Raw genomic sequence first — 22,223 nt, 5'->3', positions numbered from 1 at the left:
GAGGGACATGGGGGCTGTCGCTTCTCGCCGTGCCGCCCTCCGCGCAGCGGCAGGGGGTCGGCCGCGAACTGCCGGCCGCCGCCCCGGCCTACGGGCGCGGCTGCCTGCGCGGCATCATCTGCGGCTCCCCCGACCCGCGGGAGGCGGCGGGCCTACCGCGGGTCGGGCTTCGCGCTGCATCCGGCCATGCGCCTGGAGGGTGCCGTCCGCACGGGCGACCTGCCCGCGCCGGACGGGGCGGTGCACGAGAACTCCGCCGAGCACCGCGACCTCACTGACTCCGTGGACCGGCGCACCCGCGGCGGCGCCCACGGCCCCGACCGCGACCAACTCCTCACCGAGTGCCCGCTGTCGGTTGTGGACGACCTCACCGGGAGCGGCTACTGCCGCATCGACCGGCACGGGAGCGTACGGCTGCTCGCCGCCACCTCCCGCCGGCCGGCGACCCGCCTGCTCACCGCCGCGCTGCTGAGCCTGCCCGAGGGCACCCGGCACAGGCAGCCCATGTGACGGCCGAGCAGCAGGGGGCGGTGGACGCGGGGTCGGCCGCCGGGCTGCGGATCGGCACGTCCGGCTGGTTCCGCCTGCGCGGGACGCGTCCGCCCGAGCCGTACATCCCGTCCGGGTTCATCCTGCAGACGCGGCAGGGCCCCGGGCGTCGTTGAACGCCCGGGGCCCTGCCGCAGGTTGGCCTTCGCGGTCTCAGACCCCGGCCAGCTCCGCCTCCTTCTGCGGCTCCGCGCCGCCCGGGCCGCCGGCCTGGGCCGCCCGCTTGAGCGCCTTGCGCTTGGCCCGGCGCTCCTTGCGGATCTCGACCGCCGTGTAGAGGGTCGGGACGAGCAGCAGGGTCAGCAGCGTCGAGGTGAGCAGACCGCCGATGACGACGATGGCCAGCGGCTGGGCGATGAACCCTCCCTCTCCGGTGATCCCGAGGGCCATCGGGAGCAGGGCGAAGATGGTCGCGAGCGCGGTCATCAGGATCGGCCGCAGACGGTGCCGGCCGCCTTCGATGACGGCCTCCACCACGCCGTAGCCCCGTGCCCGGTACTGGTTGACGAGGTCCATCAGCACGATCGCGTTGGTCACCACGATGCCGATGAGCATCAGCATGCCGATCATGGCCGGGACGCCCATCGGGGTGCCGGTGATCAGCAGCAGGCCGATGGCGCCGGTCGCGGCGAACGGGACGGACACCAGCAGCACCAGCGGCTGGATCAGGCTGCGGAAGGTGCCGACCAGCAGCAGGAAGACGATGGCGATCGCGGCGAGCATGGCGAGCGCGAGCGACCTGTTGGCCTCGTCCTGGTCGGAGGAGACGCCGCTGATCTCGGCGGTGGCGCCCTTGGGCAGCTCGAGCTTCTCGATCTTGTCCTTCAGGGCCTTGCTCACCGCGCCCGTGTCGTCAGCGGTGGGCTTCGCCGTGATCGTCGCGGCGCGGGCACCGTCGATCCGGGTCTTCTGCACCGGTCCGGGGGCCTCGACGACCTCGGCGACCTTGCCCAGCTTCACCGGTCCCGCGGGGGTCGGGATGGTGAGGGCCTTGAGCTCGGCGACCGTCCCGGCCTTCTGCGCGGAGACCACCCGCACGTCGCGCTCGGTGTCGTCGAGCACCGCGGTGCCGACGGTCGTACCGCGCACGGCCTGGGTGACGGCGGCGCCGATGGTGGCGTCGGTGAGGCCGTACGTGGCGGCCTCGGCCTGCTTGGCGCGGATCTCGACCCGGGGCACGCTCTGCGCCAGGTCGCTGCTGACGTCGGTGACGCCGTCCAGCTCGGCGACGGCGTCGCGGACCTTGGCGCTGGCCTTGGCCAGGGTGTCGGCGTCGGCGGCCTTGACCACCACCGACAGGTCCTGGTTGCCGAAGCCGCCGCCGCCGGCGGAGACCGAGGTCGTCCCGACGCCGTCGAGCTTCTTCAGACCCTTCTGGATCTCGTCGAGGACGGCGGCGCTGTCGTCGGCGTCCTTCAGCTTCACCTGGAAGCTGGCCTGGTTGGCGCCGGTGCCGCCGCCGAAGGCCGCCAGGAAGCCGGAGGAGCCCACGGTGACCTGGTAGTCCTGCACCTGGTCGATGCCCTCGAGGAGCGTCTCGACCTTGCGGGCGGCCGCGTCGGAGGCCGACAGGCCGGTGCCCGGCGGGAGTTCCTGCTTGACGGTCAGCGTGTCCTGGTCGCCCGGCTCGAAGAGGTTCGTCTTCAGCAGCGGGGTGAGGCCGACGGTGACCACCAGGACCGCGACGGCGATGAGGACGCTGGTCAGCCGGCGGCGGGTGGCGAAGCGCAGCACCGGCACGTACAGCCGCTGCAGCGCGCCGCGGGACTCCTCCTCCTCGGCCCTGCGGCGGATCTCCGCGGGATCAGCGCTGCCCGCGTCGGCCGGGGGCCTCAGGAACCAGTACGACAGCACCGGGACGATGGTCAGGGACACCAGCAGCGAGGCCAGCAGCGCCGCCGCGACGGTGAGCGAGAAGCCGCCGAACAGGGCGCCGACCATGCCGCCGACCAGGCCGATCGGCAGGAAGACGGCGACCGTGGTGAGAGTCGAGGCGGTGACCGCGCCGGCCACCTCGCGCACCGCGGCGATGATCGCGGTCTGCTTCTCCTCACCGTAGGCGAGGTGCCGCTTGATGTTCTCCAGCACCACGATCGAGTCGTCGACGACACGGCCGATGGCGATGGTCAGCGCGCCCAGCGTGAGCATGTTGAGCGACAGGCCGCGCGTCCACAGCACGATCAGCGTCAGCACGACGGAGATCGGGATGGACACCGCGGTCACCAGCGTCGAGCGCAGCGACGCCAGGAAGACGAGGATGACCACGACCGCGAAGAGCAGGCCGAGCAGGCCCTCGGTGGTCAGCCCGTGGATGGACTTGGAGACGGCCGGGCCCTGGTCGCTCACGACGGTGAGCTTGGAGCCCTTCCCGAGGTCGCGCTCGAGGTCGGCCAGCTTGTCCTTGACGGCCGAGGAGACCGCGACGGCGCTGCCGTCCTGGTCCATGGTGAGGGCGATCCCGAGGCTGGGCTCGCCGTCGGTCCGGGTGATGGACGCGGCGGCGTCGGGACGCTCCGCGACGGTGGCGACGTCGCCGAGGCGCACGGGCCGCGGGGCCGCGGGGATCCGCAGCTCCTCGATCTCGCGCACCGAGGCGTACTCGCCGCCGACCTGCACGGTGCGGCTCTTGCCGCCGTCCTCGAAGGACCCGGCCGGCACGGCGTGTCCGCCGGCCTGCAGCGCCTGCACGAGGGCGGCGGCGCCGAGCCGGCGGGCGGCGAGCTTCTTGTCGTCGGGGGTGACGGTGACGATCTGGTTCTGGACGCCGGTGACGCTCACCTGGCCGACGCCGTCGATGTCCTGCAGCACCGGGACGACCGAGCGGTCGAGGGCGTCGGCGAGCGCCTGCTGGTCCATGCCGGTGGAGGTGGCGGCGAGGACGACGGCCGGGATGTCGTCCGTCGAGCCGGCCACGACCTGCGGGTCGGCGTCCTTCGGCAGCCGCGCGGAGACCCGGTTCACGGCCTGCTGGACGTTGGCGACCAGCTTGTCGCTGTCGTTGCCGTAGTCGAATCGGGCCATGATCACGGCGGCGCCCTCGCTCGCCGTGGAGGTGATCCCGGTGATGCCGTCGACGCCCCGGACGCCGTTCTCGATCGGCTCGACGACCTGCTTCTCGACGACGTCGGGGGAGGCACCCGGGTAGGTCGTGATCACCGACACCAGGGGCAGGTCGAAGGGGGGCAGCTTCTGCTGCTTGAGGGACGGTATCGCGATGGCGCCGAAGGCGATGGCGACCACGGCCATCAGCGCCACCAGACTGCGCTGGGTGAGGCTGAATCGGGACAGCCAGGACATCGTGGTGCGGTCTCTTCTCTGTGCTCGCGGTGCGGACGGTTGCGGGGCTGCGGGTTTGCGGACTTGGAGGCCGCGCGGACAGGTGGGGTGGAGCAAGGAGCGGGTCGAGGGCCGAGTCCGGCAAGGCGGAGAAGCAAGACGCAGCGGAGCTGCGGCGACCGACGACAACGCCGCCAGGCGAGAGCCGTCGACCCGCGACGCCGCCCCGCCTGTCCGCGCGGCCTCTTATCAGCCCATGCCACCTTCTCCTGCCGCGGACGGTGGTTTTCTCAGCCCGAGGTCCCGGTTGGCCCCCGGGGCGTACTGCGGATGCGGTACACGCCGGTCGTACGCCGCGTGCGCTGGGCGCACCAGACCTGACTCATAGGCGGCGACGACCAGCTGTGCGCGGTCGCGGGCGCCGAGCTTCGCCATGGTGCGGTTCACATGTGTCTTGACGGTGAGCGGGCTCACCCCGAGGCGTTCGGCGATCTCGTCGTTCGGCAGCCCCAGCGCCACCTCGACCAGCACCTCGCGCTCGCGCGCCGTCAGCGCGTCGAGGCCGGGGGCGGCCGCCGCTCCCTCGCTCTGAGGGGGGCGCTGCCCACCGCCCTGCGCCAGGAACGTGGCGATCAGGCTCTTGGTGGCGGACGGGGAGAGCAGGGCGTCGCCCGAGGCGACGGTGCGGATCGCGGCGAGCAGCTCGTCGGGCTCGGCGCCCTTGCCGAGGAAGCCGGCGGCGCCGGCGCGGATCGCCTGGGCGACGTACTCGTCGGCCTCGAAGGTCGTCAGGACGAGGACCGCCACGCCGGTCAGGTCCTCGGCCTCGGTGATCGCACGGGTGGCGGCGATGCCGTCCGTACCGGGCATCCGGATGTCCATCAGGACGACGTCCGCGCGGGTGCTGCGGGCCAGCGCCACGGCCTCGTCGCCGTCCGAGGCCTCTCCCACGACCTCCATGTCCGGCTCGGACTCCACGAGGACGCGGAACGCGCCCCGGAGCAGCGCCTGGTCGTCCGCGAGCAGCACCCTGATCATGCCGGGATTCTCCCATCCCCGGTCGGACCGGCGGACTGGCGGCCCTGCACCGCGAGCGGCAGGCGGGCGTGGACGCGGAAGCCGCCCTGCGCGCCGGGGCCGGCCTCACAGGTGCCGCCGAGCGCCGCGGCCCGCTCGCGCATGCCGATCAGGCCGTGGCCGCCGCCCGCGCTGTCCGGCCCCTGCGGGCTGCCGCCGCTGTCGACCACGGTGACCTCCAGCGCCTCGGCGCCGCGCGCGATACGGACCTCCGCACGGGCGCCCGGGCCGGCGTGCTTGTGGACGTTGGTGAGCGACTCCTGGATGACCCGGTACGCGGTGAGGTCCACGCTCGCGGGGAGCGTGCCGGGGTCCTCCTCGACGACCCGCACCGGCAGCCCGGCCCTGCGGAAGCCGTCGACGAGCTGGTCCAGCACGCCGAGGCCGGGCGCCGGCTCCATGGGGGCGGCCGGGTCCCCGGTCTGCCGCAGCAGGCCGACGGTCGCGCGCAGCTCGGACAGCGCGGAGCGGCTCGCCTCGCGGACGTGCGCGAGGGCCTGCTTGGCCTGGTCGGGGCGGCTGTCCATGACGTGGGCGGCGACTCCGGCCTGCACGTTGACCAGGGCGATGTGGTGGGCGACCACGTCGTGCAGCTCCCGGGCGATCCGCATCCGCTCCTCGGCGACGCGGCGCTTGGCCTCCTCCTCCCGAGTGCGCTCGGCCCGCTCGGCGCGCTCCTCGACGGCGGCGACGTAGGCGCGGCGGTTGCGGGTGGCCTCGCCGGCGGCCGCGGCCATACCGCTCCACGCGAACAGGGCGATGTTCTCGGCGGAGTACCAGGGCCGGGCCCCGAAGAGCATGGCGATCGCGGGCAGCAGCAGGCAGGTGGCCAGGCCGATCCGGAAGGTGGTGGTGCGGTCCGTGCGGGTGGAGGCGGAGAACAGCGCGACGACGACGGTGGCCGCCACCGGGGCGCGGCCCGCGCCGGTCGCGGTGAGCAGGTAGACCACGGTGACCGCGCAGGTGAAGGCGAGGACGCCCAGTGGACTGCGCCGGCGCAGCAGCAGCGCCGCGGAGCCGAGGACGGTGAGCGCGACGCTCAGGGGCGAGGCGTCGTACCGCTCGGCGTGCGGCCCGATGAGCATGTTGCCGAGGATCACCGCGAGGACGGCGAGCGCCAGCCCGGCGTCAAGGGCGATGGGGTGGGCCTGCGGCCACAGCCGGGCGCGGTCCCGCATGGATCGATGCTGCACGCCCACCAACGGTACGGCCCCCGCGCACGCCCCTGCCCCTTGTGCCCGGCCGGTGACGTGCCGGCCGGGGACCGGCCCTCACCCACGCAGGTTCCGCCGGCCGGCGTACGGGAGCGCGGTGGAGCGCACGCCGCGACACATCAGCCGTCCCCTGGATCAGCCGCCCCTCACATCAGGGGGCACCCAACCGCCCGCACGACGCCCGCGCACGCCCGTGCCCCGGCCCGGCGCGGTACCGGGCCGGGGCACGACCGAGAGTGTGCCGACGCGGTGAAGCCTCAGCCGGGGATCAGCCCTTCCCCGGGCTCCGTCCGGGAGGACGGCCCCCACCCCAGCATCTCCCGGACGTCCTCAACCGTGGCGTCCGGGGCCGGCAGGATCAGCTCGGACGGCTCCAGGGAGTCGTCCGGCAGGGGTGTGCCGAGCCGGCGGACGGCGTCGAGAAGAGCGGTGAGCGTACGCCGGAACCCGGCCTCGTCACCGCTCTCCGTCTCCGCCAGGAGCTCGTCGTCGAGCTTGTTGAGCTCGGGAAGGTGGCTCTCGTCCACCGTCACCTGGCCCTCGCCCATGATCCGAACGATCACGACGCCCTCCTCCAGGGTCGCTACTGCTTGTCGAACCGGGGCTGGTCCTGGGTCTGGGACTGGGTCTGGCCCTGCTGCCCGCCCTCGATGGCCTGCTGCGGGGAGCCGCCGGCCAGCTCGGCCTTCATGCGCTGCAGCTCCAGCTCCACGTCGCTGCCGCCGGAGAGGCGGTCGAGCTCGGCCTGGATGTCGTCCTTGGCGATCCCGGTCGGGTCGTCGAGGGCGCCGGAGGCCAGCAGCTCGTCCAGGGCCCCGGCCCGGGCGCGCAGCTGCTCGGTCTTGTCCTCGGCCCGCTGGATCGCGAGGCCGACGTCGCCCATCTCCTCGGAGATGCCGGAGAAGGCCTCGCCGATCTGGGTCTGGGCCTTGGCCGCGCTGTAGGTGGCCTTGATGGTCTCCTTCTTCGTGCGGAAGGCGTCCACCTTGGCCTGCAGGCGCTGGGCGGCGAGGGTGAGCTTCTCCTCCTCGCCCTGGAGCGTCTGGTGCTGCGTCTCCAGATCCGTCACCTGCTGCTGGAGGGCGGCCCGGCGCGACAGCGCCTCACGGGCCAGGTCCTCCCGTCCCAGGGCGAGCGCCTTGCGGCCCTGGTCCTCGTACTTCGCGGACTGCTGCTGCAGCTGGTTCAGCTGCAGCTCCAGGCGCTTGCGCGAGGTGGCTACGTCCGCGACACCACGCCGCACCTTCTGCAGCAGCTCCAGCTGTTTCTGGTACGAGTAGTCGAGGGTCTCGCGCGGATCCTCGGCCCGGTCAAGGGCCTTGTTGGCCTTCGCGCGGAAGATCATCCCCATCCGCTTCATGACACCGCTCATGGGCCTCGCGCGCCCCCTTCATTCAGCTCGCCGGCACACCTCTACAGACCCCACAGTACGGGGCCTGGTTCCATTACCCCACTGTTCTGCCCCGGATACGCTCCTCCTCAGGAACGATCACAGTTCGATGACCTCCGGCCCAGGGAGTAGGTGAGGGGCTGGGGGTCGAGTCGGCGAGCACGTAACCTTGGAGGCGTGTTCCGACGTCGTTCTCAAAACGAGCAGGCCGCGTCCACCACCATGGTGGAGGACCAGCGGCCCCGCGATCCGCAGGCGCCCAAGGGCCGCCCCACCCCCAAGCGCAGCGAGGCCCAGACGCAGCGCCGCAGGGCGGTGGCCACGCCCGCCGACCCCAAGGCCGCCGCGAAGCAGGCCCGTGAGGCCCGGCGCGCCGACCTCGCCAAGCAGCGCGAGGCGCTGATGAACGGCGACGAGCGCTACCTGCCCGCCCGCGACAGGGGCCCGGTGCGCAAGTTCGCCCGCGACTACGTGGACTCGCGGTTCCGGGTGGCGGAGTTCTTCCTGCCGCTCGCCGTGGTCATCCTCGTGCTCAGCATGCTCCGCAACCCCGCCCTGCAGAACCTCTCGCTGCTGCTGTGGCTGGTGGTGATCGTGCTGATCGTCATCGACTCCGTCGTCACCGGTTTCCTGCTCCGCCGCGAGCTGGCGAAGCGCTTCCCGGACAAGCCCACCAAGGGCGCGGTGGCCTACGCCCTCATGCGGACCCTCCAGATGCGCCGACTGCGCCTGCCGAAGCCGCAGGTCAAGCGCGGTACCAAGCCCTGAACGGGAACGGCGCCTTCGCCGGCGCCGCCGGCTCGTGGCTGGACCTGCTGGGCGGACTCCGGAACACCGTGCGCCAGGAGCTGGTCGCGCGCCAGCTCGACGAGCAGATCACCGCGCGCTTCCCCGTCGGGCGCCGGCTCAGGATCCTCGACGTCGGCCCCGGCCAGGGCACCCAGGCCCTGCGGCTCGCCCGCGCCGGTCACCTGATCACCGGCCTGGAGGCCGATCCCGAGATGGCGGGCGTCCTGTGTGAGGCCGTCGCCGCCGAGCCCGAGGGCATACGCGAGCGGATCACCCTCATCGAGGGCGACGGCCGGGAGGCAGGCCGGCACTTCGGGCCCGGAACCTTCGACGTGGTGCTCTGCCACGGCGTGCTGATGTACCTGCCCGAGCCGGACGCCATGGTCGCCGGGCTCGCCCGGGTACTGGCCCCCGGCGGGCTGCTGTCGCTGCTGGTGCGCAACGCCGACGCCCTGGCGATGCGGCCCGCGCTGCAGGGCGACTGGGCCGCGGCGCTGGCCGCCTTCGCGGGCGACACGTACACCAACCGGCTGGGGCTGCCCGCCCGCGCCGACCGGCGCGCGGACCTGACGACGACCCTCAGTGCCATCGGCGCGCCGCTGCACGCCTGGTACGGGGTGCGCGTCTTCACCGACACGGCCCCGGACGACGCCGTGGACGGCGTCCCGGACGAACTGCTGGCCGCGGAGGAGCTGGCCGGGCGCACCGACCCCTACCGGGCAGTCGCGGCACTGCTGCATCTGTGCGGCGTACGGGACTGACCGGGGCGGGATACCGGGGACGGGGTGCTGCGAACGCGACACTTCGGTCATGCGCGATACGAAGCGGAACCCATGGCGGCCGACGGCGGCGCCCCGGGCGGCGGCCCTGCTGCTGGCCGTCGCGTGCTGCGGAGGCCTGACCGCCGGATGCACGGGGGACTCCCCCGCCCCCAGCGCGGCGTCCTCGGCGCCCGCACCCGCCACCGAGGCGGCCGGCGCCCGCGATCTGGAGCGCGCCTACCAGCAGGTGGTCAAGGCGGTGCTGCCGTCCGTCGTCCAGATCAACACGTCCGAGGGGCTCGGCTCCGGCATCGTCTACGACACCAAGGGCCACATCGTCACCAACGCCCATGTCGTCGGCGACGCGGACACCTTCGAGGTCACCCTCGCCAACAGCGACACCCCGCACAAGGGGCGGCTCGTGGCCTCCTACCCCGAGATGGACCTCGCCGTCATCGAACTCGACGACCCGCCGAGCGGGCTGCGTGCGGCGACCTTCGGCAGCTCCCACGACGTCGAGGTCGGGCAGATCGTGCTCGCCATGGGCAGCCCGCTCGGCCTGAACAGCAGCGTCACACAGGGCATCGTCTCGGCCGTCGACCGCACGGTCAGCGAGAGCGGGCCCGGGGGCGCCGCGGGCGCCACCCTGGCCGACCTCGTGCAGACCTCGGCGCCCATCAACCCGGGCAACAGCGGCGGTGCGCTGGTCAACCTCTCCGGCCAGGTCATCGGGATCCCGACGCTCGCCGCGGTCAACCCCACCATGGGCGACTCCTCAGCGCCGGGCATCGGCTTCGCCATCCCCTCGGCGACCGTCACCCGCATCGCGGACCAGATCATCGAGCACGGCAAGGTCGTCGACTCCGGCCGCGCGGCACTGGACATCGTCGCGCGCACCGTCCTCGACGAGGACTTCCAGCCCGCCGGGGTGGGCGTCGTCGAGGTCACCAGGGGCGGCGCGGCGGAGAAGGCCGGCATCAGGCCGGGGGACGTCATCGTCCGGGTCGGCAACGACGACATCACCACCTTGCAGTCCCTGTCCGAGGCCCTGGTGCAGCACGCCCCCGGGGACACCGTGGACGTCACCTTCCAGCGCGGCAGCGGTCAGAAGACCGTCAAGGTCACCCTGGGGCAACTCTCGTAGGGGGCCCGCTCGTACGACCGGGGCCGGGCCGCGTGGGACGTTCGCGTCCCTCGCGGCCCGGCTTCCGGTACGGTGCGGCCGCCGGCTCTCGCGGCCGCAGGCGGCACGGGCTCTACTCGTCGGCGTGCAGGCTCATCGGGCCGTAGACCTTCGTGCCGTCGTCGAAGAGGTGGACCTGGTCGGCGCCGCCCTGGAGGAGGTCCTTCCAGACCTCGCCGATCCATGACTCGGCGTCACCTTGCGTCGTGAACTCCTCGGGCTCGACCGCGGGGGTGACCTCCGTGCCGTCGGCCTTCTCGAAACGCCACGTCCACGCCATGTCCGTCTCCTCGTCCCTGGGGGTGCCTGCCCGGCAGCGTAGCGTGCGCGGACGCGAGAGGATCTGCACGTGGAACTGACTCTGCTCGGCACCGGGGGCCCCGACGGCCTGCCCCTCCCCGGCTGCCCGTGCGCCGCGTGCGCGACGGCGGTGGGCGCCCACGCACGGGCTGCGACCTCGCTGCTGGTGGACGGGGTCCTGCTGCTCGACCTGACGCCGGGTCTCGCGTTCACGGCGGCGCGCTCCGGCCACTCCCTCGCCGCGGTCCGCCAGGTGCTGCTGTCGCACCCGCACGACGGGCCTGCCGTGGAGATCCCGGCGGGTCTGCCCGCGCCGGGCCGGCTCGCGCCGGGGCAGGAGATCACCCTGCTGACCGGGCACCGGGTGCGGTCGGTGCCGCTCGACGCGCCCGGCTCCGGGTACGAGGTGACGGGCCCGGACGGCGAGCGCCTGCTGTACCTGCCGCCGCAGTGCGCGCCCGCAGGGCTGCCCGAGGCCATGGAGCCGTATGACCTGGTGCTGCTGGACGCCGTGGGCCGGCCGGAGGCGCTGGCGCGGCTGCGCGCGGCCGGGGCGGTCGGGCACACCACCGACGTCGTCGCCCTCCACCTCGACCACCGTGTCCACCCCGGCCCGCAACTGCGGCGGCGCCTGGCCCCGCTCGGCGTACGGGCGGTGCCGGACGGCACGACACTGACGGTGGGCGACCTCCACGAGGTGCCCGACGTGCCGCGGCGCACCCTGGTGCTGGGCGGAGCGCGTTCGGGAAAGTCGGTGGAGGCCGAGCGGCGGCTCATGGGCTTCCCCGGTGTGGTGTACGCGGCCACCGGCGGGACCCGGGGCGGTGACGCCGAGTGGGCGGAGCGGGTGGCGCTGCACCAGGAGCGGCGTCCGCCGTCCTGGCAGACGGTGGAGACCTGCGACCTGGTGCCGCTGCTGGCCGAGGGGGACGGGCGGGCGCTGCTGATCGACTGCCTGTCGCTGTGGCTGACGCACACCATGGACGAACTGGGCGCGTGGGACGACGAACGGTGGGCGCAGGGCGCCGAGCGAGAACTGCGCCGCCGCGTCACGGAGCTGGCGGCGGCCTGGCGGGCGACCCGCCGCACGGTCGTGGCGGTCAGCAACGAGGTCGGCTCCGGGGTCGTGCCGGCCACGGCCAGCGGGCGCAGGTTCCGGGACGAGCTGGGGCGGCTGAACGTCGCGCTGGCCGAGGAGTCCGAGCACGTGGTGCTGGTGGTCGCGGGACAGGTGCTGGCGCTGCGCGGCTGACCTCGGCCGGCGGTGCCCCCGCCCTCCCGCCCGAGCGCCCGGCCTGCGGGCGCCCCCGGCCGCCCACCGCCCGCGTACCGCCCCGTGGCCGACGGCCCGTGGGGCGGGACGGCGTTCTGGGGCGGCCGCGAGTGCCGTGCCCCGGTAGTGTTCGACCCCGTGAGCGGTCTGAACCTCGATGACTTCGCGACCCTGGTGGAGCGCCCGGACGCCGGTGTGCGCCGCGACGCACACGACCGTTGGCAGCGGCTGGTTCGCCCGGCGAGCGCGCTGGGCGGGCTGGCGGAGCTGGCCGACTGGCTGGCGGCGGCCCAGGGCACGGCGACCGTACGCCCCATCGAGCGCCCCAAGGTGGTGCTCTTCGCCGCGGATCACGGGGTGGCGGCGCTGAAGGTGTCGGCCCGCGCGGAGGGCACCGCTGTGGAGTTGGTGCGGCGGGTCCTGGACGGGGCCTCACCGGTCAATGTGCTCGCCCGTCAGCACGGTGCCGTGGTCCGGGTGGTGGACATGGGCGTGGACGTCCAGGCCGACGAGCTGCCCGCCGACGTGACGGCGCACCGGGTGCGGCGCGGCTCCGGCCGGATCGACCTGGAGGACGCGCTGACGGCCGAGGAGGCCGAGGCGGCGTTCCGGGCCGGCATGGCCGTCGCGGACGAGGAGGCGGACTCCGGCACGGATCTGGTGCTTCTCGGTGATCTCAGCGTCGGCGGCACCACGGTGGCCGGGGTGCTGATCGCGGCGCTGTGCGGCACGGACGCCTCGGTGGTGACCGGCCGCGGTTCGGGCATCGACGACATCGCCTGGATGCGCAAGTGCGCGGCGATCCGTGACGCGTTGCGCCGGGCCAGGCCCGTGCTGGGCGACCAGTTGGAGCTGCTGGCGGCGGTCGGCGGCGCCGACATGGCGGCGATCACCGGTTTCCTGCTGCAGGCCTCGGTGCGGAAGCTTCCGGTGGTGCTGGACGGCGTGGTGTCGGCGGCGTGCGCGCTGGTCGCGCAGCGGATCGCCTTCCGGGCTCCGGACTGGTGGCTGGCCGGGCAGGCCAGCGGTGAGCCGGCGCAGACCAAAGCGCTGGACCGGCTCTCCATCGAGCCGCTGCTGGATCAGAAGGTGACGGTGGGTGAGGGCACCGGGGCGCTGCTGGCGCTTCCCCTGCTGAAGGCGGCGGCCGCCCTGTCGGCGGAGCTCCCCGAACGTCACTGACGCGCCGCCCGCCGGGCCGGGCGGCGCGCCGCGCCCGGCTCCCGCTCAATGCTCACGGAAACCACCGATCCAGTCCTGCACGCGCCGCAACGGCACCGCCCACCGCGCGTCATGTCGCGCCGCACGCGCCTCGGCCCGCCGAGCCGTCCGCGGCCTGCGCGCATAGACCCGCTCGGCCCACAACGAATCGGGACGCGCCAACCGCAGAGCGGCGTACAAGGCGACGAACGGCACGAAGACACCGAGAACAGCCGAACGCAGCTTGCCCTTGACGAGGGCGACGAGGACGAACAGGAAGTTGACGGCGATCGTGAGGATCACCGAGACGCGGTTCTGCTGCTCGTCCGGGGTGATCGCGTCGACGCCGAAGGGGACCAGGCCGCAGAGCATCATCAGGACGACGGAGAAAGTGACGACGACGGCCTCGACGCTCTTGCGGCCGCGATCACTCCAGTACACGTCGTCGAGGTAGAGCACGAGCGCGAACTCGTCGAGCACGAGGCCCGCTCCGGCGCCGAACAGGACCGCCGAGAGGTAGGCGCCGAATCCCCGTGAGGCGCTGGCCACGCCCCCGAAGCCACCGATCGTCATGAGGATGATCCCGGGCACCACGTGGTGGATGTGGGTGCCGCCGGAGGAGAGGTTGCGGAAGGGGCCCCTGCCGGCCCGGATGAGACGCGTGATCACCCGGGTGACCAGGAAGGTCAGCACGAACGCGCCCAGGGCGAGGAGCAGCGGCAGCTTTCCCGGCTCGATGATGTTGCGGTACCACCAGTCACTCATGCCGATTGCTCCGTATTCGCCCCGTACGCGGCACTATACGGTTCCGGCTCGGCGGTTACCCTGCGGACCATGACCGCCGACCCCGGCTCCGGCCCTGCTCTCGGACCCGACCCGGTCCCCGGCTCCCCGCCCCTGCCCGCTCCCGCCGCGACAACGGCGGTGACGGCGGCAGACGGACTGCGCTTCGCCTTCGGCACGCTGACGGTGCTGCGGGTCCGGGTGGGCCGCTGGGACCGCCCGGCGGCCCGTGCCGGGATGCTCTGGGCGCCGCTGGCCGGACTGGTCGTCGGAGCGTGCGCGGCGGCGGCCGGCGGCCTGCTGCTGCTCCTGGGTGCGGGGCCGCTGCTCGCCGCGGTCGCGAGCGCCGCCGTTCCGGCCGCCCTGACCCGCGGACTGCACCTGGACGGGCTCGCCGACACCGCCGACGGCCTGGGCAGCGGCAAGCCCGCCGAGGACGCGCTGCGCGTCATGAAGCAGTCCGACATCGGGCCCTTCGGCGTGCTCACCCTCGTCCTCGTCCTGCTGGCCCAGGTCGCGGCGCTCGCCGAGCTGTACGGCCACTCCTGGACCAGGGGCGCGGTGGCCGCCGCCTTGGCCGGGTTCACCGCCCGCGCCGCGATGACGCTGGCCTGCCGCAGCGCTGTGCCCCCGGCCCGGCCGGGCGGCCTCGGCGCGGCCGTGGCCGGCGCCGTGCCCGCCCGTGCCGCCTGGGCGGTCGCAGCGCTGACAGTGGCCCTCTGCGCCGCCTGCGGGGCCGCCTTCGGCCTGCCGGACGCGGTGCGCTGCTCGGCGGCGGCGGTGCTGGCGCTGGCGTCCGCGGAAGTGCTCCTGCGGCGGTGCCGCCGGCGCCTGGGCGGCGTCACCGGTGACGTCTTCGGCGCGTTGTGCGAGACCGCGGCGACGACCGCGCTGCTGGTGCTGACCGTGGGCTGAGAGCCGGCGGCGACCCTGCGCGGCGCCGGCGTACCCCAACTCCCGCCGCAGCACCGGGCGGCGGCGTCCGGTGGGGGAGGCCGCGCGGGCGCGCCGCCAAGGGAAAACCCCAGCCTTCGCCGCCATCGGCGCAGGCCGTGGGCGCAAGTGACAGCAGTGAGCGTAAGGTCGATGCTGTACCCCCGTCCCGTCGCCGCGAAAGACGCCCGGCAGCGGGACACCATGGGGAGCCGGACGGAGTCCGGCGTCAAGTATTGGACCCCGAAGGAACAGGATCCGCATCACCGTGACTGCACTGACTCTCAGCACCTCCTCCGCGGCAGCGCTGCGCGCTGACGCCGTCGTCGTCGGTGTGACCAAGGGAGCCAAGGGCCCCGAGGTCGCCGCCGGGGCGGAGGCGGTGGACAAGGCCTTCTCCGGCCGGCTCGCCGCGACGCTCGAGACGCTGGGTGCCTCCGGCGCTGAGGGTGAGGTGACCAAGCTCCCCGCTCCGAACGGCCTGAAGTCCTCGGTCGTGCTGGCCGTCGGACTCGGCGAGGGCCCCGCCGACGGCGCCGCCTACGACACCGAGGCGCTGCGCAAGGCCGCCGGCGCCGCCGCCCGCGCGCTGGCCGGGTCGAAGAAGGCCGCCTACGCCCTTCCGGTGCAGGACGCGGACGCCGTGCAGGCGCTCGCCGAGGGCGCCCTGCTCGGCGCGTACGCGTACACCGCGTACCAGTCGTCCAACGGCAAGGCGCCGGTCGCCGAGGTCGCGCTGGTCGGCGCGAAGCCGCGGGACAAGGCGCACAAGGCCGCCGTCGAGCGGGCCACCGTCATCGCGGCCGAGGTCAACCGCGCCCGCGACCTGATCAACATGCCGCCGAACGACCTCCACCCGAAGTCCTTCGCCGCCGTCGCGCAGGAGGCCGCCAAGGAGCACGGCCTCAAGATCGAGGTCCTGGACGAGAAGGCGCTGGTCAAGGGCGGCTACGGCGGCATCATGGGCGTCGGCCAGGGCTCGGCGAACCCGCCCCGCCTGGTGAAGATCGCCTACACGGGCGCCAAGGGCCGGAACGCCAAGCACCTGGCGCTGGTCGGCAAGGGCATCACCTACGACTCGGGCGGCATCTCCCTGAAGCCGGCCGGCCACAACGAGACGATGAAGTGCGACATGAGCGGCGCCGCGGCCGTGCTGTCCACCGTGGTCGCCGCCGCGCGCCTGGGTCTTCCCGTCAACGTCACCGGCTGGCTGGCGCTCGCCGAGAACATGCCCTCGGGCAGCGCCGCCCGTCCCGGCGACGTGCTGCGGATGTACGGCGGCAAGACCGTCGAGGTGCTCAACACCGACGCCGAGGGCCGTCTGGTGATGGCCGACGCGATCACCCGCGCCTCGGAGGAGAAGCCCGACGCGATCATCGACGTGGCGACCCTGACCGGCGCCATGGTGCTGGCCCTGGGCCACCGCATCTTCGGCGTCATGGCCAACGACGACGCCTTCCGCACCTCCCTGCACGAGATCGCGACCGAGGTCGGCGAGCAGTCCTGGCCGATGCCGCTGCCGACGCACCTGCGCAAGCCGCTGGACTCCGCCACCGCGGACATCTCGAACATGGGCGAGCGCATGGGCGGCGGCCTGGCGGCCGGCCTGTTCCTCAAGGAGTTCGTCGGCGAGGGCATCACCTGGGCCCACCTGGACATCGCGGGCCCCGCCTTCAACGAGTCGGGCCCCTTCGGCTACACCCCCAAGGGCGGCACCGGCTCCGCCATCCGCACCCTGGTGCGCGTGGCCGAGAAGGCGGGCGCGGGCGAGCTCCTGTGACGGCGGTGTAAGCCTCGGCACATTCCGTACGGCCCCGGGTATGGCATCCGGGGCCGTACGCGTTCGCCAAGAGCGAGCAAAGAGTGGGACCGCTCCGTATTCCGTTGGGGATACGGGCGAGTAGCCCCGGCCGGGCGCGTTCCGCGCGCCCCAGAGACCGGCCCGGTGCCTCGTCCGCCCCGAACAGGTGCGAAGATGTTGTCTCGGCACGACAGGGCCCCGTATAAGAAGCGGCCGAACAAAAGCCGCCGCCCGGTCACGACGGACCGGCTCCGGCGTATCCATGCATGGAGGACGTGACGTGGCGAACGACGCCAGCACCGTTTTCGACCTAGTGATCCTCGGTGGCGGCAGCGGCGGCTACGCCGCGGCGCTGCGTGCGGCGCAGCTCGGTCTGGACGTCGCCCTGATCGAGAAGGACAAGCTCGGCGGCACCTGCCTGCACCGCGGCTGCATCCCCACGAAGGCTCTGCTGCACGCCGGTGAGATCGCGGACCAGGCCCGCGAGGCCGAGCAGTTCGGCGTCAAGGCCTCTTTCGAGGGCATCGACATCGCCGGGGTCCACAAGTACAAGGACGACGTCATCTCGGGCCTGTACAAGGGCCTGCAGGGCCTCGTGGCCTCCCGCAAGGTCACCTATGTGACCGGTGAGGGCCGGCTCTCCTCCCCCACCTCCGTGGATGTCAACGGCCAGCGCTACACCGGCCGCCATGTGCTGCTGGCGACGGGCTCCGTGCCGAAGTCGCTGCCGGGCCTGGCCATCGACGGCGACCGCATCATCTCCTCCGACCACGCGCTGGTCCTGGACCGCGTGCCGAGGTCGGCGATCATCCTCGGCGGCGGCGTCATCGGCGTCGAGTTCGCCTCGGCGTGGAAGTCCTTCGGGGCCGACGTCACCATCGTCGAGGGCCTGCCGCACCTCGTGCCGGCCGAGGACGAGAACAGCTCCAAGCTGCTCGAGCGCGCCTTCCGCAAGCGGGGCATCAAGTTCAACCTCGGCACCTTCTTCTCCAAGGCCGAGTACACCGCCGACGGCGTCAAGGTCACCCTGGCCGACGGCAAGGAGTTCGAGGCCGAGGTCCTGCTCGTGGCCGTCGGCCGCGGCCCGGTCTCCCAGGGCCTGGGCTACGAGGAGGCCGGGGTCGCCATGGACCGCGGCTACGTCCTCGTCGACGAGTACATGCGCACCAACGTGCCCACCATCTCCGCCGTCGGCGACCTCGTCCCGACCCTGCAGCTGGCCCACGTCGGCTTCGCCGAGGGCATCCTCGTCGCGGAGCGGCTGGCCGGCCTGAAGACGGTGCCGATCGACTACGACGGCGTGCCGCGCGTCACGTACTGCCACCCGGAGGTCGCCTCCGTGGGCATCTCCGAGGCCAAGGCCAAGGAACTGTACGGCGCCGACAAGGTCGTCACCCTGAAGTACAACCTGGCCGGCAACGGCAAGAGCAAGATCCTCAAGACCGCGGGCGAGATCAAGCTCGTCCAGGTTCGCGACGGTGCGGTGGTCGGCGTCCACATGGTCGGTGACCGCATGGGCGAGCAGGTCGGCGAGGCCCAGCTGGTCTACAACTGGGAGGCCCTGCCCGCGGAGGTCGCCCAGCTCATCCACGCGCACCCGACGCAGAGCGAGGCCCTCGGCGAGGCCCACCTCGCGCTGGCCGGCAAGCCGCTGCACTCGCACGACTGACCCACGGACACGCGCAACCATCCGCACAGATCGTTAGGAGCAACCGAAACCATGGCGGTTTCCGTAACCCTGCCGGCGCTCGGCGAGAGCGTGTCCGAGGGCACCGTCACCCGCTGGCTCAAGGCCGAGGGTGAACGCGTCGAGGCCGACGAGCCGCTGCTCGAGGTGTCGACCGACAAGGTCGACACCGAGATCCCGGCGCCCGCCTCCGGCATCCTCTCCTCCATCAAGGTGGCCGAGGACGAGACGGTGGAGGTCGGCGCAGAGCTGGCCGTCATCGACGACGGCACGGGCGCCCCCGCTGCCGCCCCCGCCCCGGCCGCCGCCGCGGCCCCCGCGCCGGCTCCGGTGCAGGAGGCTCCGGCGCCCGTCGCCGAGGCCCCCGCCCCCGCTGCCGCCCCGGCCGCGGCTCCTGCCGGTGGTGCCGAGGGCACCCCGGTGCTGCTGCCGGCCCTGGGCGAGTCGGTGACCGAGGGCACCGTCACCCGCTGGCTGAAGTCGGTCGGCGAGAGCGTCGAGGCCGACGAGCCGCTGCTCGAGGTCTCCACGGACAAGGTCGACACCGAGATCCCGTCGCCGGTCGCCGGCACCCTGCTGGAGATCCTCGTCGGTGAGGACGAGACCGCCGAGGTCGGCGCCAAGCTCGCCGTCATCGGCGCCGCCGGTGCCGCGCCCGCGGCCGCCCCGGCTCCCGCCGCCCCTGCCCCTGCCCCGGCCGCACCGGCTCCGGCCCCCGCCCCGGCCGCTGCCCCGGCTCCCGCGCCCGCTCCGGTCGCCGCCGCGCCGGCTGCTCCGGCCGCTCCCCCGGCCCCGGCTCCCGTCGCGCCTGCCCCGGCCGCTCCCGCGGCCACGGCGCCCACCGACGAGGGCGCGTACGTGACCCCGCTGGTGCGCAAGCTCGCCGCCGAGAACGGCGTGGACCTCGCCGCGGTCAAGGGCACCGGTGTCGGTGGCCGCATCCGCAAGCAGGACGTCCTGGCCGCCGCCGAGGCCGCCAAGGCCGCCGTCGCGCCGGCCGCCCCGGCCCCGTCCGCGGGCGTCGCGGTTCCGGCCGCGGCCGCCGCGCTGCGCGGGCAGACGGTGAAGATGACCCGCATCCGCAAGGTCATCGCCGAGAACATGATGAAGGCCCTGCACAGCCAGGCGCAGCTGTCGACCGTGGTCGAGGTGGACGTCACCAAGATCATGAAGCTGCGGGCCCGGGCCAAGGAGTCCTTCCTGGCCCGCGAAGGCGTCAAGCTCTCGCCGATGCCGTTCTTCGTCAAGGCCGCCGCCGAGGCGCTGAAGGCCCACCCGGTCATCAACGCCAAGATCAACGACGACGGCACCGTCACCTACCACGATGTCGAGAACGTGGGCATCGCGGTGGACTCCGAGCAGGGCCTGATGGTCCCGGTCATCAAGGGCGCCGGCGACCTGAGCCTGGCCGGCATCGCCAAGAAGACCGCGGAGCTGGCCGGCAAGGTCCGCAACAAGAAGATCAGCCCGGACGACCTGTCCGGCGGCACGTTCACGATCAGCAACACCGGTTCGCGCGGTGCGCTGTTCGACACGATCATCGTGAACTACCCGCAGGTCGCCGAGCTCGGCATCGGCGCCACCGTGCGCCGCCCGATGGTCGTCAACCACCCGGACCTGGGTGAGACCATCGCGATCCGCGACGTGGCGTACCTGACCCTGTCGTACGACCACCAGCTGGTCGACGGCGCGGACGCCGCCCGCTACCTGAACGACGTCAAGGCCCGTCTCGAGGTTGGCGAGTTCGAGGGCGACCTCGGTCTGTAACCGACCGGAGTCCTCGCGGGACCGTACGACGGCCGAGGCCCCAGCCCTTCCCGGGCTGGGGCCTCGGCCTTTGTGGACCCGCCCTTCCCGGACGGCCCGGCACCATGGCCCCGGGGCGACCGCATAGCCTCGGAGGATGCGTGCGGCCCGGCTCATCCACCTCGTCCTCCTGCTCCAGTCCCGCGAGTCGATGACGGCGGCCGAGCTCGCCGCGGCCCTGGAGGTGTCCGAGCGCACGGTCGGCCGGGACGTGCTGGCCCTGTCCGAAGCCGGGGTGCCGGTCTACGCCGAGCGCGGGCGCGCCGGCGGCTACCGCCTGGTCGACGGCTACCGCACCCGGCTGACCGGGCTGGCCCGCGCGGAGGCGGAGGCGCTCTTCCTCTCGGGGGTGCCCGCCGCCCTGCGAGCCATGGGGCTGCACGACGCGGGCTCCTCGGCCCGGCTGAAGGTCTCGGCCGCCCTGATGCCCGAGCTGCGCGACGCGCCGCACTCGGCGGCCCAGCGCTTCCACCTGGACGCGCCCGGCTGGTGGCAGGAACCGCAGACGCCACCGCTGCTGCCCGCGCTCGCCGCGGCCGTGTGGGGAGACCGGCGGCTGCGGGCCCGGTACCGGCGCGGGGAGGAGGAGGTGGAGCGCGAGCTGGACCCGTACGGCCTCGTGCTCAAGGGCGGCGTCTGGTACGCGGTGGCGCGCTGCGGCGCGGACCTCAGGGTCTACCGGGCGGACCGGTTCACCGCGGCGGAGCCCACGGAGGATCGTTTCGTCAGAGACCAGGGCTTCGACCTGCCCGCGTTCTGGGAGGCCCGCGCCGCCGCATTCGCCCGCTCCATGCTGCGCGAGGAGGTCGTCGTGCGCCTCACGCCCCGCGGCGCCCGCCGCCTGCCGTACGTAACCGACCGCGCCGCCGCGCGCGAGGCCCTCGCCGCGGCCGCGCCGCCGGACCCGCGGGGGCGGGTGACCCTCACACTCCCCGTCGAGAGCCAGGACGTCGCCTGCGAACAACTCCTCTCCCTCGGCCCCGACGCCGAGGTGCTCGCCCCGGACGCCCTGCGCGAGCGCCTGGCCGCCGCCGCCCGCGCCATGGCCGCCCGCTACGCCTGAGGGCCGCACAGCCGTGTCCCGCGTGCGCGGGAGGGCCGCGGCCAGCCATGCTGGAGCGGTGATGGACGAGACGGAGTTCTGGGAGATCGTGGACAGCACGCGTCAGGCAGCGGGGGGCGACCCGGAGGAACACGCCGACCTGCTGGTGGAACGGCTGACCCGGCTCGACCCGGAGTCCGTCGTCGACTTCGCGCGGCACTTCGAGAGCCGCTTCAACCGGGCCTACCGCTGGGACGTGTGGGGCGCCGCCGACCTGATGCTGGGGAGCGCCGGCGACGACGCGTTCGACTTCTTCCGGTGCTGGCTCATCGGCCAGGGCCGGCACGTCTTCGAGGGGGCCCTGCACGACCCGGACCATCTCGCGGAGCTGGCCGGCTCCTTCGATCCGGAGGTCGACGGCGACGCCGAGGACCTCGGCTACGCGGCGGACGAGGCGTACGAGCAGCTCACCGGGGTCCGGATGCCGGACCTGGAGCTGCCGCCGCAGCCCGCCGAGCCGGAGGGCGATTACATCGACTTCGAGAACCAGGCCGCGGTGGCGGAACGGTTCCCCCGGCTCTGGGAACGCTTCGGCTGAGCCGGCCCGCGACGCGTGCCCGGCGCCGGACTCCGGGCGCCCCGCGCCGCCGCGTATGCGGACCGGTGGCCGTCAGACGAGGCGCCCCATGCACACGTCGTCCACATAGGCACCGTCCAGGAAGAACTCCCCCGGCAGGACGCCCTCCACAGTGAAGCCGGCCGCCTCGTACAGCCGCCGGGCCGGGGTGTTGTGGCCCAGCACCCGCAGCGTGACGCGCAGCGCGCCCTGCCGACGGGCCCACGCCACGGCGGCCAGGACGAGTTCCAGCCCCACCCCGCGGCCCCGCGCCCAGGTGTCGACCGCCAGGCCCCGGATCTGGCGCACATGGGCGTTGGAGGCCAGCGGCGTGGGCGGCACCATCTTGATGAAGCCCGCGAGCCGGCCGTCGATCTCCGCCAGCAGGAAAGTGTCCGGCCCCGAGTGCTCGCTGAAGAAGTCCTCGTTCTCCCCCAGCGGCGGCCGCACCGCATGCAGGGTCGACCAGGTCACCCGGTCCAGCCGGGCGAGCTCGGGGTCGTCGGAGAGCAGGGCCGGGCGCACACGTATCTCGGACATGAG

Annotated in this window: 21 protein-coding genes; 13 read left to right on the top strand and 8 right to left on the bottom strand. The window is 73.5% G+C overall.

Annotation, left to right across the window (positions count from 1 at the left end; translation table 11 throughout):
* Positions 1-186: 186 nt before the first annotated feature.
* Positions 187-510, top strand: a complete 324-nt coding sequence (locus ACRWND_RS05295) for a hypothetical protein (RefSeq protein WP_431946408.1) — start codon at positions 187-189, stop codon at positions 508-510.
* On the top strand, positions 507-665 hold the full coding sequence (locus tag ACRWND_RS05290) for a hypothetical protein (RefSeq protein ID WP_431946406.1): 159 nt from the start codon (positions 507-509) through the stop codon (positions 663-665). The genes ACRWND_RS05295 and ACRWND_RS05290 overlap by 4 nt, the downstream gene beginning before the upstream one ends.
* Before the next feature lie 37 nt (positions 666-702).
* Here ACRWND_RS05290 and ACRWND_RS05285 read toward each other — a convergent pair whose 3' ends face one another.
* From ACRWND_RS05285 to ACRWND_RS05265, 5 genes are all read right to left on the bottom strand, one after another.
* The gene (locus tag ACRWND_RS05285; RefSeq protein ID WP_431946404.1) at positions 703-3,846 is read right to left on the bottom strand and encodes an efflux RND transporter permease subunit; all 3,144 of its coding nucleotides are present in this window, start codon (positions 3,844-3,846) and stop codon (positions 703-705) included.
* Between the two features lie 228 nt (positions 3,847-4,074).
* Positions 4,075-4,863 carry a response regulator transcription factor gene (locus ACRWND_RS05280; RefSeq protein WP_431946402.1) on the bottom strand — a complete coding sequence of 263 codons (789 nt, stop codon included), beginning with the start codon at positions 4,861-4,863 and terminating at the stop codon, positions 4,075-4,077.
* A complete protein-coding gene (locus ACRWND_RS05275) occupies positions 4,860-6,080 on the bottom strand; it encodes a sensor histidine kinase (RefSeq protein WP_431946465.1) in 1,221 nt (406 codons plus the stop codon). The genes ACRWND_RS05280 and ACRWND_RS05275 overlap by 4 nt, the downstream gene beginning before the upstream one ends.
* 293 nt (positions 6,081-6,373) lie before the next feature.
* Positions 6,374-6,679, bottom strand: coding sequence for a PspA-associated protein PspAA (pspAA, locus tag ACRWND_RS05270; protein ID WP_431946400.1), 306 nt, complete (start codon positions 6,677-6,679; stop codon positions 6,374-6,376).
* Between the two features lie 20 nt (positions 6,680-6,699).
* Complete coding sequence (locus ACRWND_RS05265) at positions 6,700-7,488, bottom strand: PspA/IM30 family protein (RefSeq protein ID WP_361801667.1); 789 nt, start codon at positions 7,486-7,488, stop codon at positions 6,700-6,702.
* 150 nt (positions 7,489-7,638) lie between these two features.
* On the opposite strand from ACRWND_RS05265, the gene ACRWND_RS05260 reads away from it, so the two are divergent.
* The 3 genes from ACRWND_RS05260 (at position 7,639) to ACRWND_RS05250 (ending at position 10,200) form a co-directional block, all read left to right on the top strand.
* The gene (locus tag ACRWND_RS05260; protein WP_431946398.1) at positions 7,639-8,274 is read left to right on the top strand and encodes a DUF3043 domain-containing protein; all 636 of its coding nucleotides are present in this window, start codon (positions 7,639-7,641) and stop codon (positions 8,272-8,274) included.
* 68 nt (positions 8,275-8,342) lie between these two features.
* A complete protein-coding gene (locus tag ACRWND_RS05255) occupies positions 8,343-9,056 on the top strand; it encodes a class I SAM-dependent methyltransferase (RefSeq protein WP_431946396.1) in 714 nt (237 codons plus the stop codon).
* Positions 9,057-9,105: 49 nt separating this feature from the next.
* Positions 9,106-10,200, top strand: coding sequence for a S1C family serine protease (locus ACRWND_RS05250; RefSeq protein WP_431946394.1), 1,095 nt, complete (start codon positions 9,106-9,108; stop codon positions 10,198-10,200).
* Between the two features lie 112 nt (positions 10,201-10,312).
* On the opposite strand, the gene ACRWND_RS05245 is transcribed toward ACRWND_RS05250, so the two are convergent.
* Positions 10,313-10,519 carry a hypothetical protein gene (locus ACRWND_RS05245; RefSeq protein WP_431946392.1) on the bottom strand — a complete coding sequence of 69 codons (207 nt, stop codon included), beginning with the start codon at positions 10,517-10,519 and terminating at the stop codon, positions 10,313-10,315.
* A 69-nt stretch (positions 10,520-10,588) separates the two neighbouring features.
* On the opposite strand from ACRWND_RS05245, the gene ACRWND_RS05240 reads away from it, so the two are divergent.
* Entirely contained in the window at positions 10,589-11,791 is a 1,203-nt protein-coding gene (locus tag ACRWND_RS05240; RefSeq protein WP_431946390.1) for a bifunctional adenosylcobinamide kinase/adenosylcobinamide-phosphate guanylyltransferase, read from the top strand.
* Positions 11,792-11,950: 159 nt separating this feature from the next.
* The gene (gene cobT / locus ACRWND_RS05235; protein WP_431946388.1) at positions 11,951-12,994 is read left to right on the top strand and encodes a nicotinate-nucleotide--dimethylbenzimidazole phosphoribosyltransferase; all 1,044 of its coding nucleotides are present in this window, start codon (positions 11,951-11,953) and stop codon (positions 12,992-12,994) included.
* 45 nt (positions 12,995-13,039) lie between these two features.
* On the opposite strand, the gene ACRWND_RS05230 is transcribed toward cobT, so the two are convergent.
* Positions 13,040-13,777 (bottom strand): hypothetical protein, encoded by a 738-nt coding sequence (locus ACRWND_RS05230; protein WP_431946386.1) that lies wholly within the window; start codon positions 13,775-13,777, stop codon positions 13,040-13,042.
* Positions 13,778-13,846: 69 nt separating this feature from the next.
* Here ACRWND_RS05230 and ACRWND_RS05225 point away from each other — a divergent pair, with 69 nt between their 5' ends.
* From ACRWND_RS05225 to ACRWND_RS05200, 6 genes are all read left to right on the top strand, one after another.
* Positions 13,847-14,710, top strand: a complete 864-nt coding sequence (locus tag ACRWND_RS05225) for an adenosylcobinamide-GDP ribazoletransferase (protein WP_431946384.1) — start codon at positions 13,847-13,849, stop codon at positions 14,708-14,710.
* Between the two features lie 286 nt (positions 14,711-14,996).
* A complete protein-coding gene (locus tag ACRWND_RS05220) occupies positions 14,997-16,508 on the top strand; it encodes a leucyl aminopeptidase (protein WP_431946382.1) in 1,512 nt (503 codons plus the stop codon).
* Between the two features lie 301 nt (positions 16,509-16,809).
* Complete coding sequence (gene lpdA / locus ACRWND_RS05215) at positions 16,810-18,198, top strand: dihydrolipoyl dehydrogenase (RefSeq protein WP_431946380.1); 1,389 nt, start codon at positions 16,810-16,812, stop codon at positions 18,196-18,198.
* A 51-nt stretch (positions 18,199-18,249) separates the two neighbouring features.
* Positions 18,250-19,983 carry a 2-oxoglutarate dehydrogenase, E2 component, dihydrolipoamide succinyltransferase gene (sucB, locus tag ACRWND_RS05210; RefSeq protein ID WP_431946378.1) on the top strand — a complete coding sequence of 578 codons (1,734 nt, stop codon included), beginning with the start codon at positions 18,250-18,252 and terminating at the stop codon, positions 19,981-19,983.
* A gap of 136 nt (positions 19,984-20,119) precedes the next feature.
* Positions 20,120-21,085, top strand: a complete 966-nt coding sequence (locus ACRWND_RS05205; RefSeq protein WP_431946376.1) for a helix-turn-helix transcriptional regulator — start codon at positions 20,120-20,122, stop codon at positions 21,083-21,085.
* Between the two features lie 61 nt (positions 21,086-21,146).
* Positions 21,147-21,662 (top strand): DUF4240 domain-containing protein, encoded by a 516-nt coding sequence (locus tag ACRWND_RS05200; protein ID WP_431946374.1) that lies wholly within the window; start codon positions 21,147-21,149, stop codon positions 21,660-21,662.
* Between the two features lie 72 nt (positions 21,663-21,734).
* On the opposite strand, the gene ACRWND_RS05195 is transcribed toward ACRWND_RS05200, so the two are convergent.
* On the bottom strand, positions 21,735-22,220 hold the full coding sequence (locus ACRWND_RS05195; protein ID WP_431946372.1) for an N-acetyltransferase family protein: 486 nt from the start codon (positions 22,218-22,220) through the stop codon (positions 21,735-21,737).
* Positions 22,221-22,223: the final 3 nt, after the last annotated feature.

This window comes from Actinacidiphila sp. bgisy167 (assembly GCF_965342175.1).
Taxonomy (GTDB): Bacteria; Actinomycetota; Actinomycetes; order Streptomycetales; family Streptomycetaceae; genus Actinacidiphila.
Note: the sequence above shows the minus strand (reverse complement) of the source record. Positions and strands in the feature narration are given on the sequence as shown.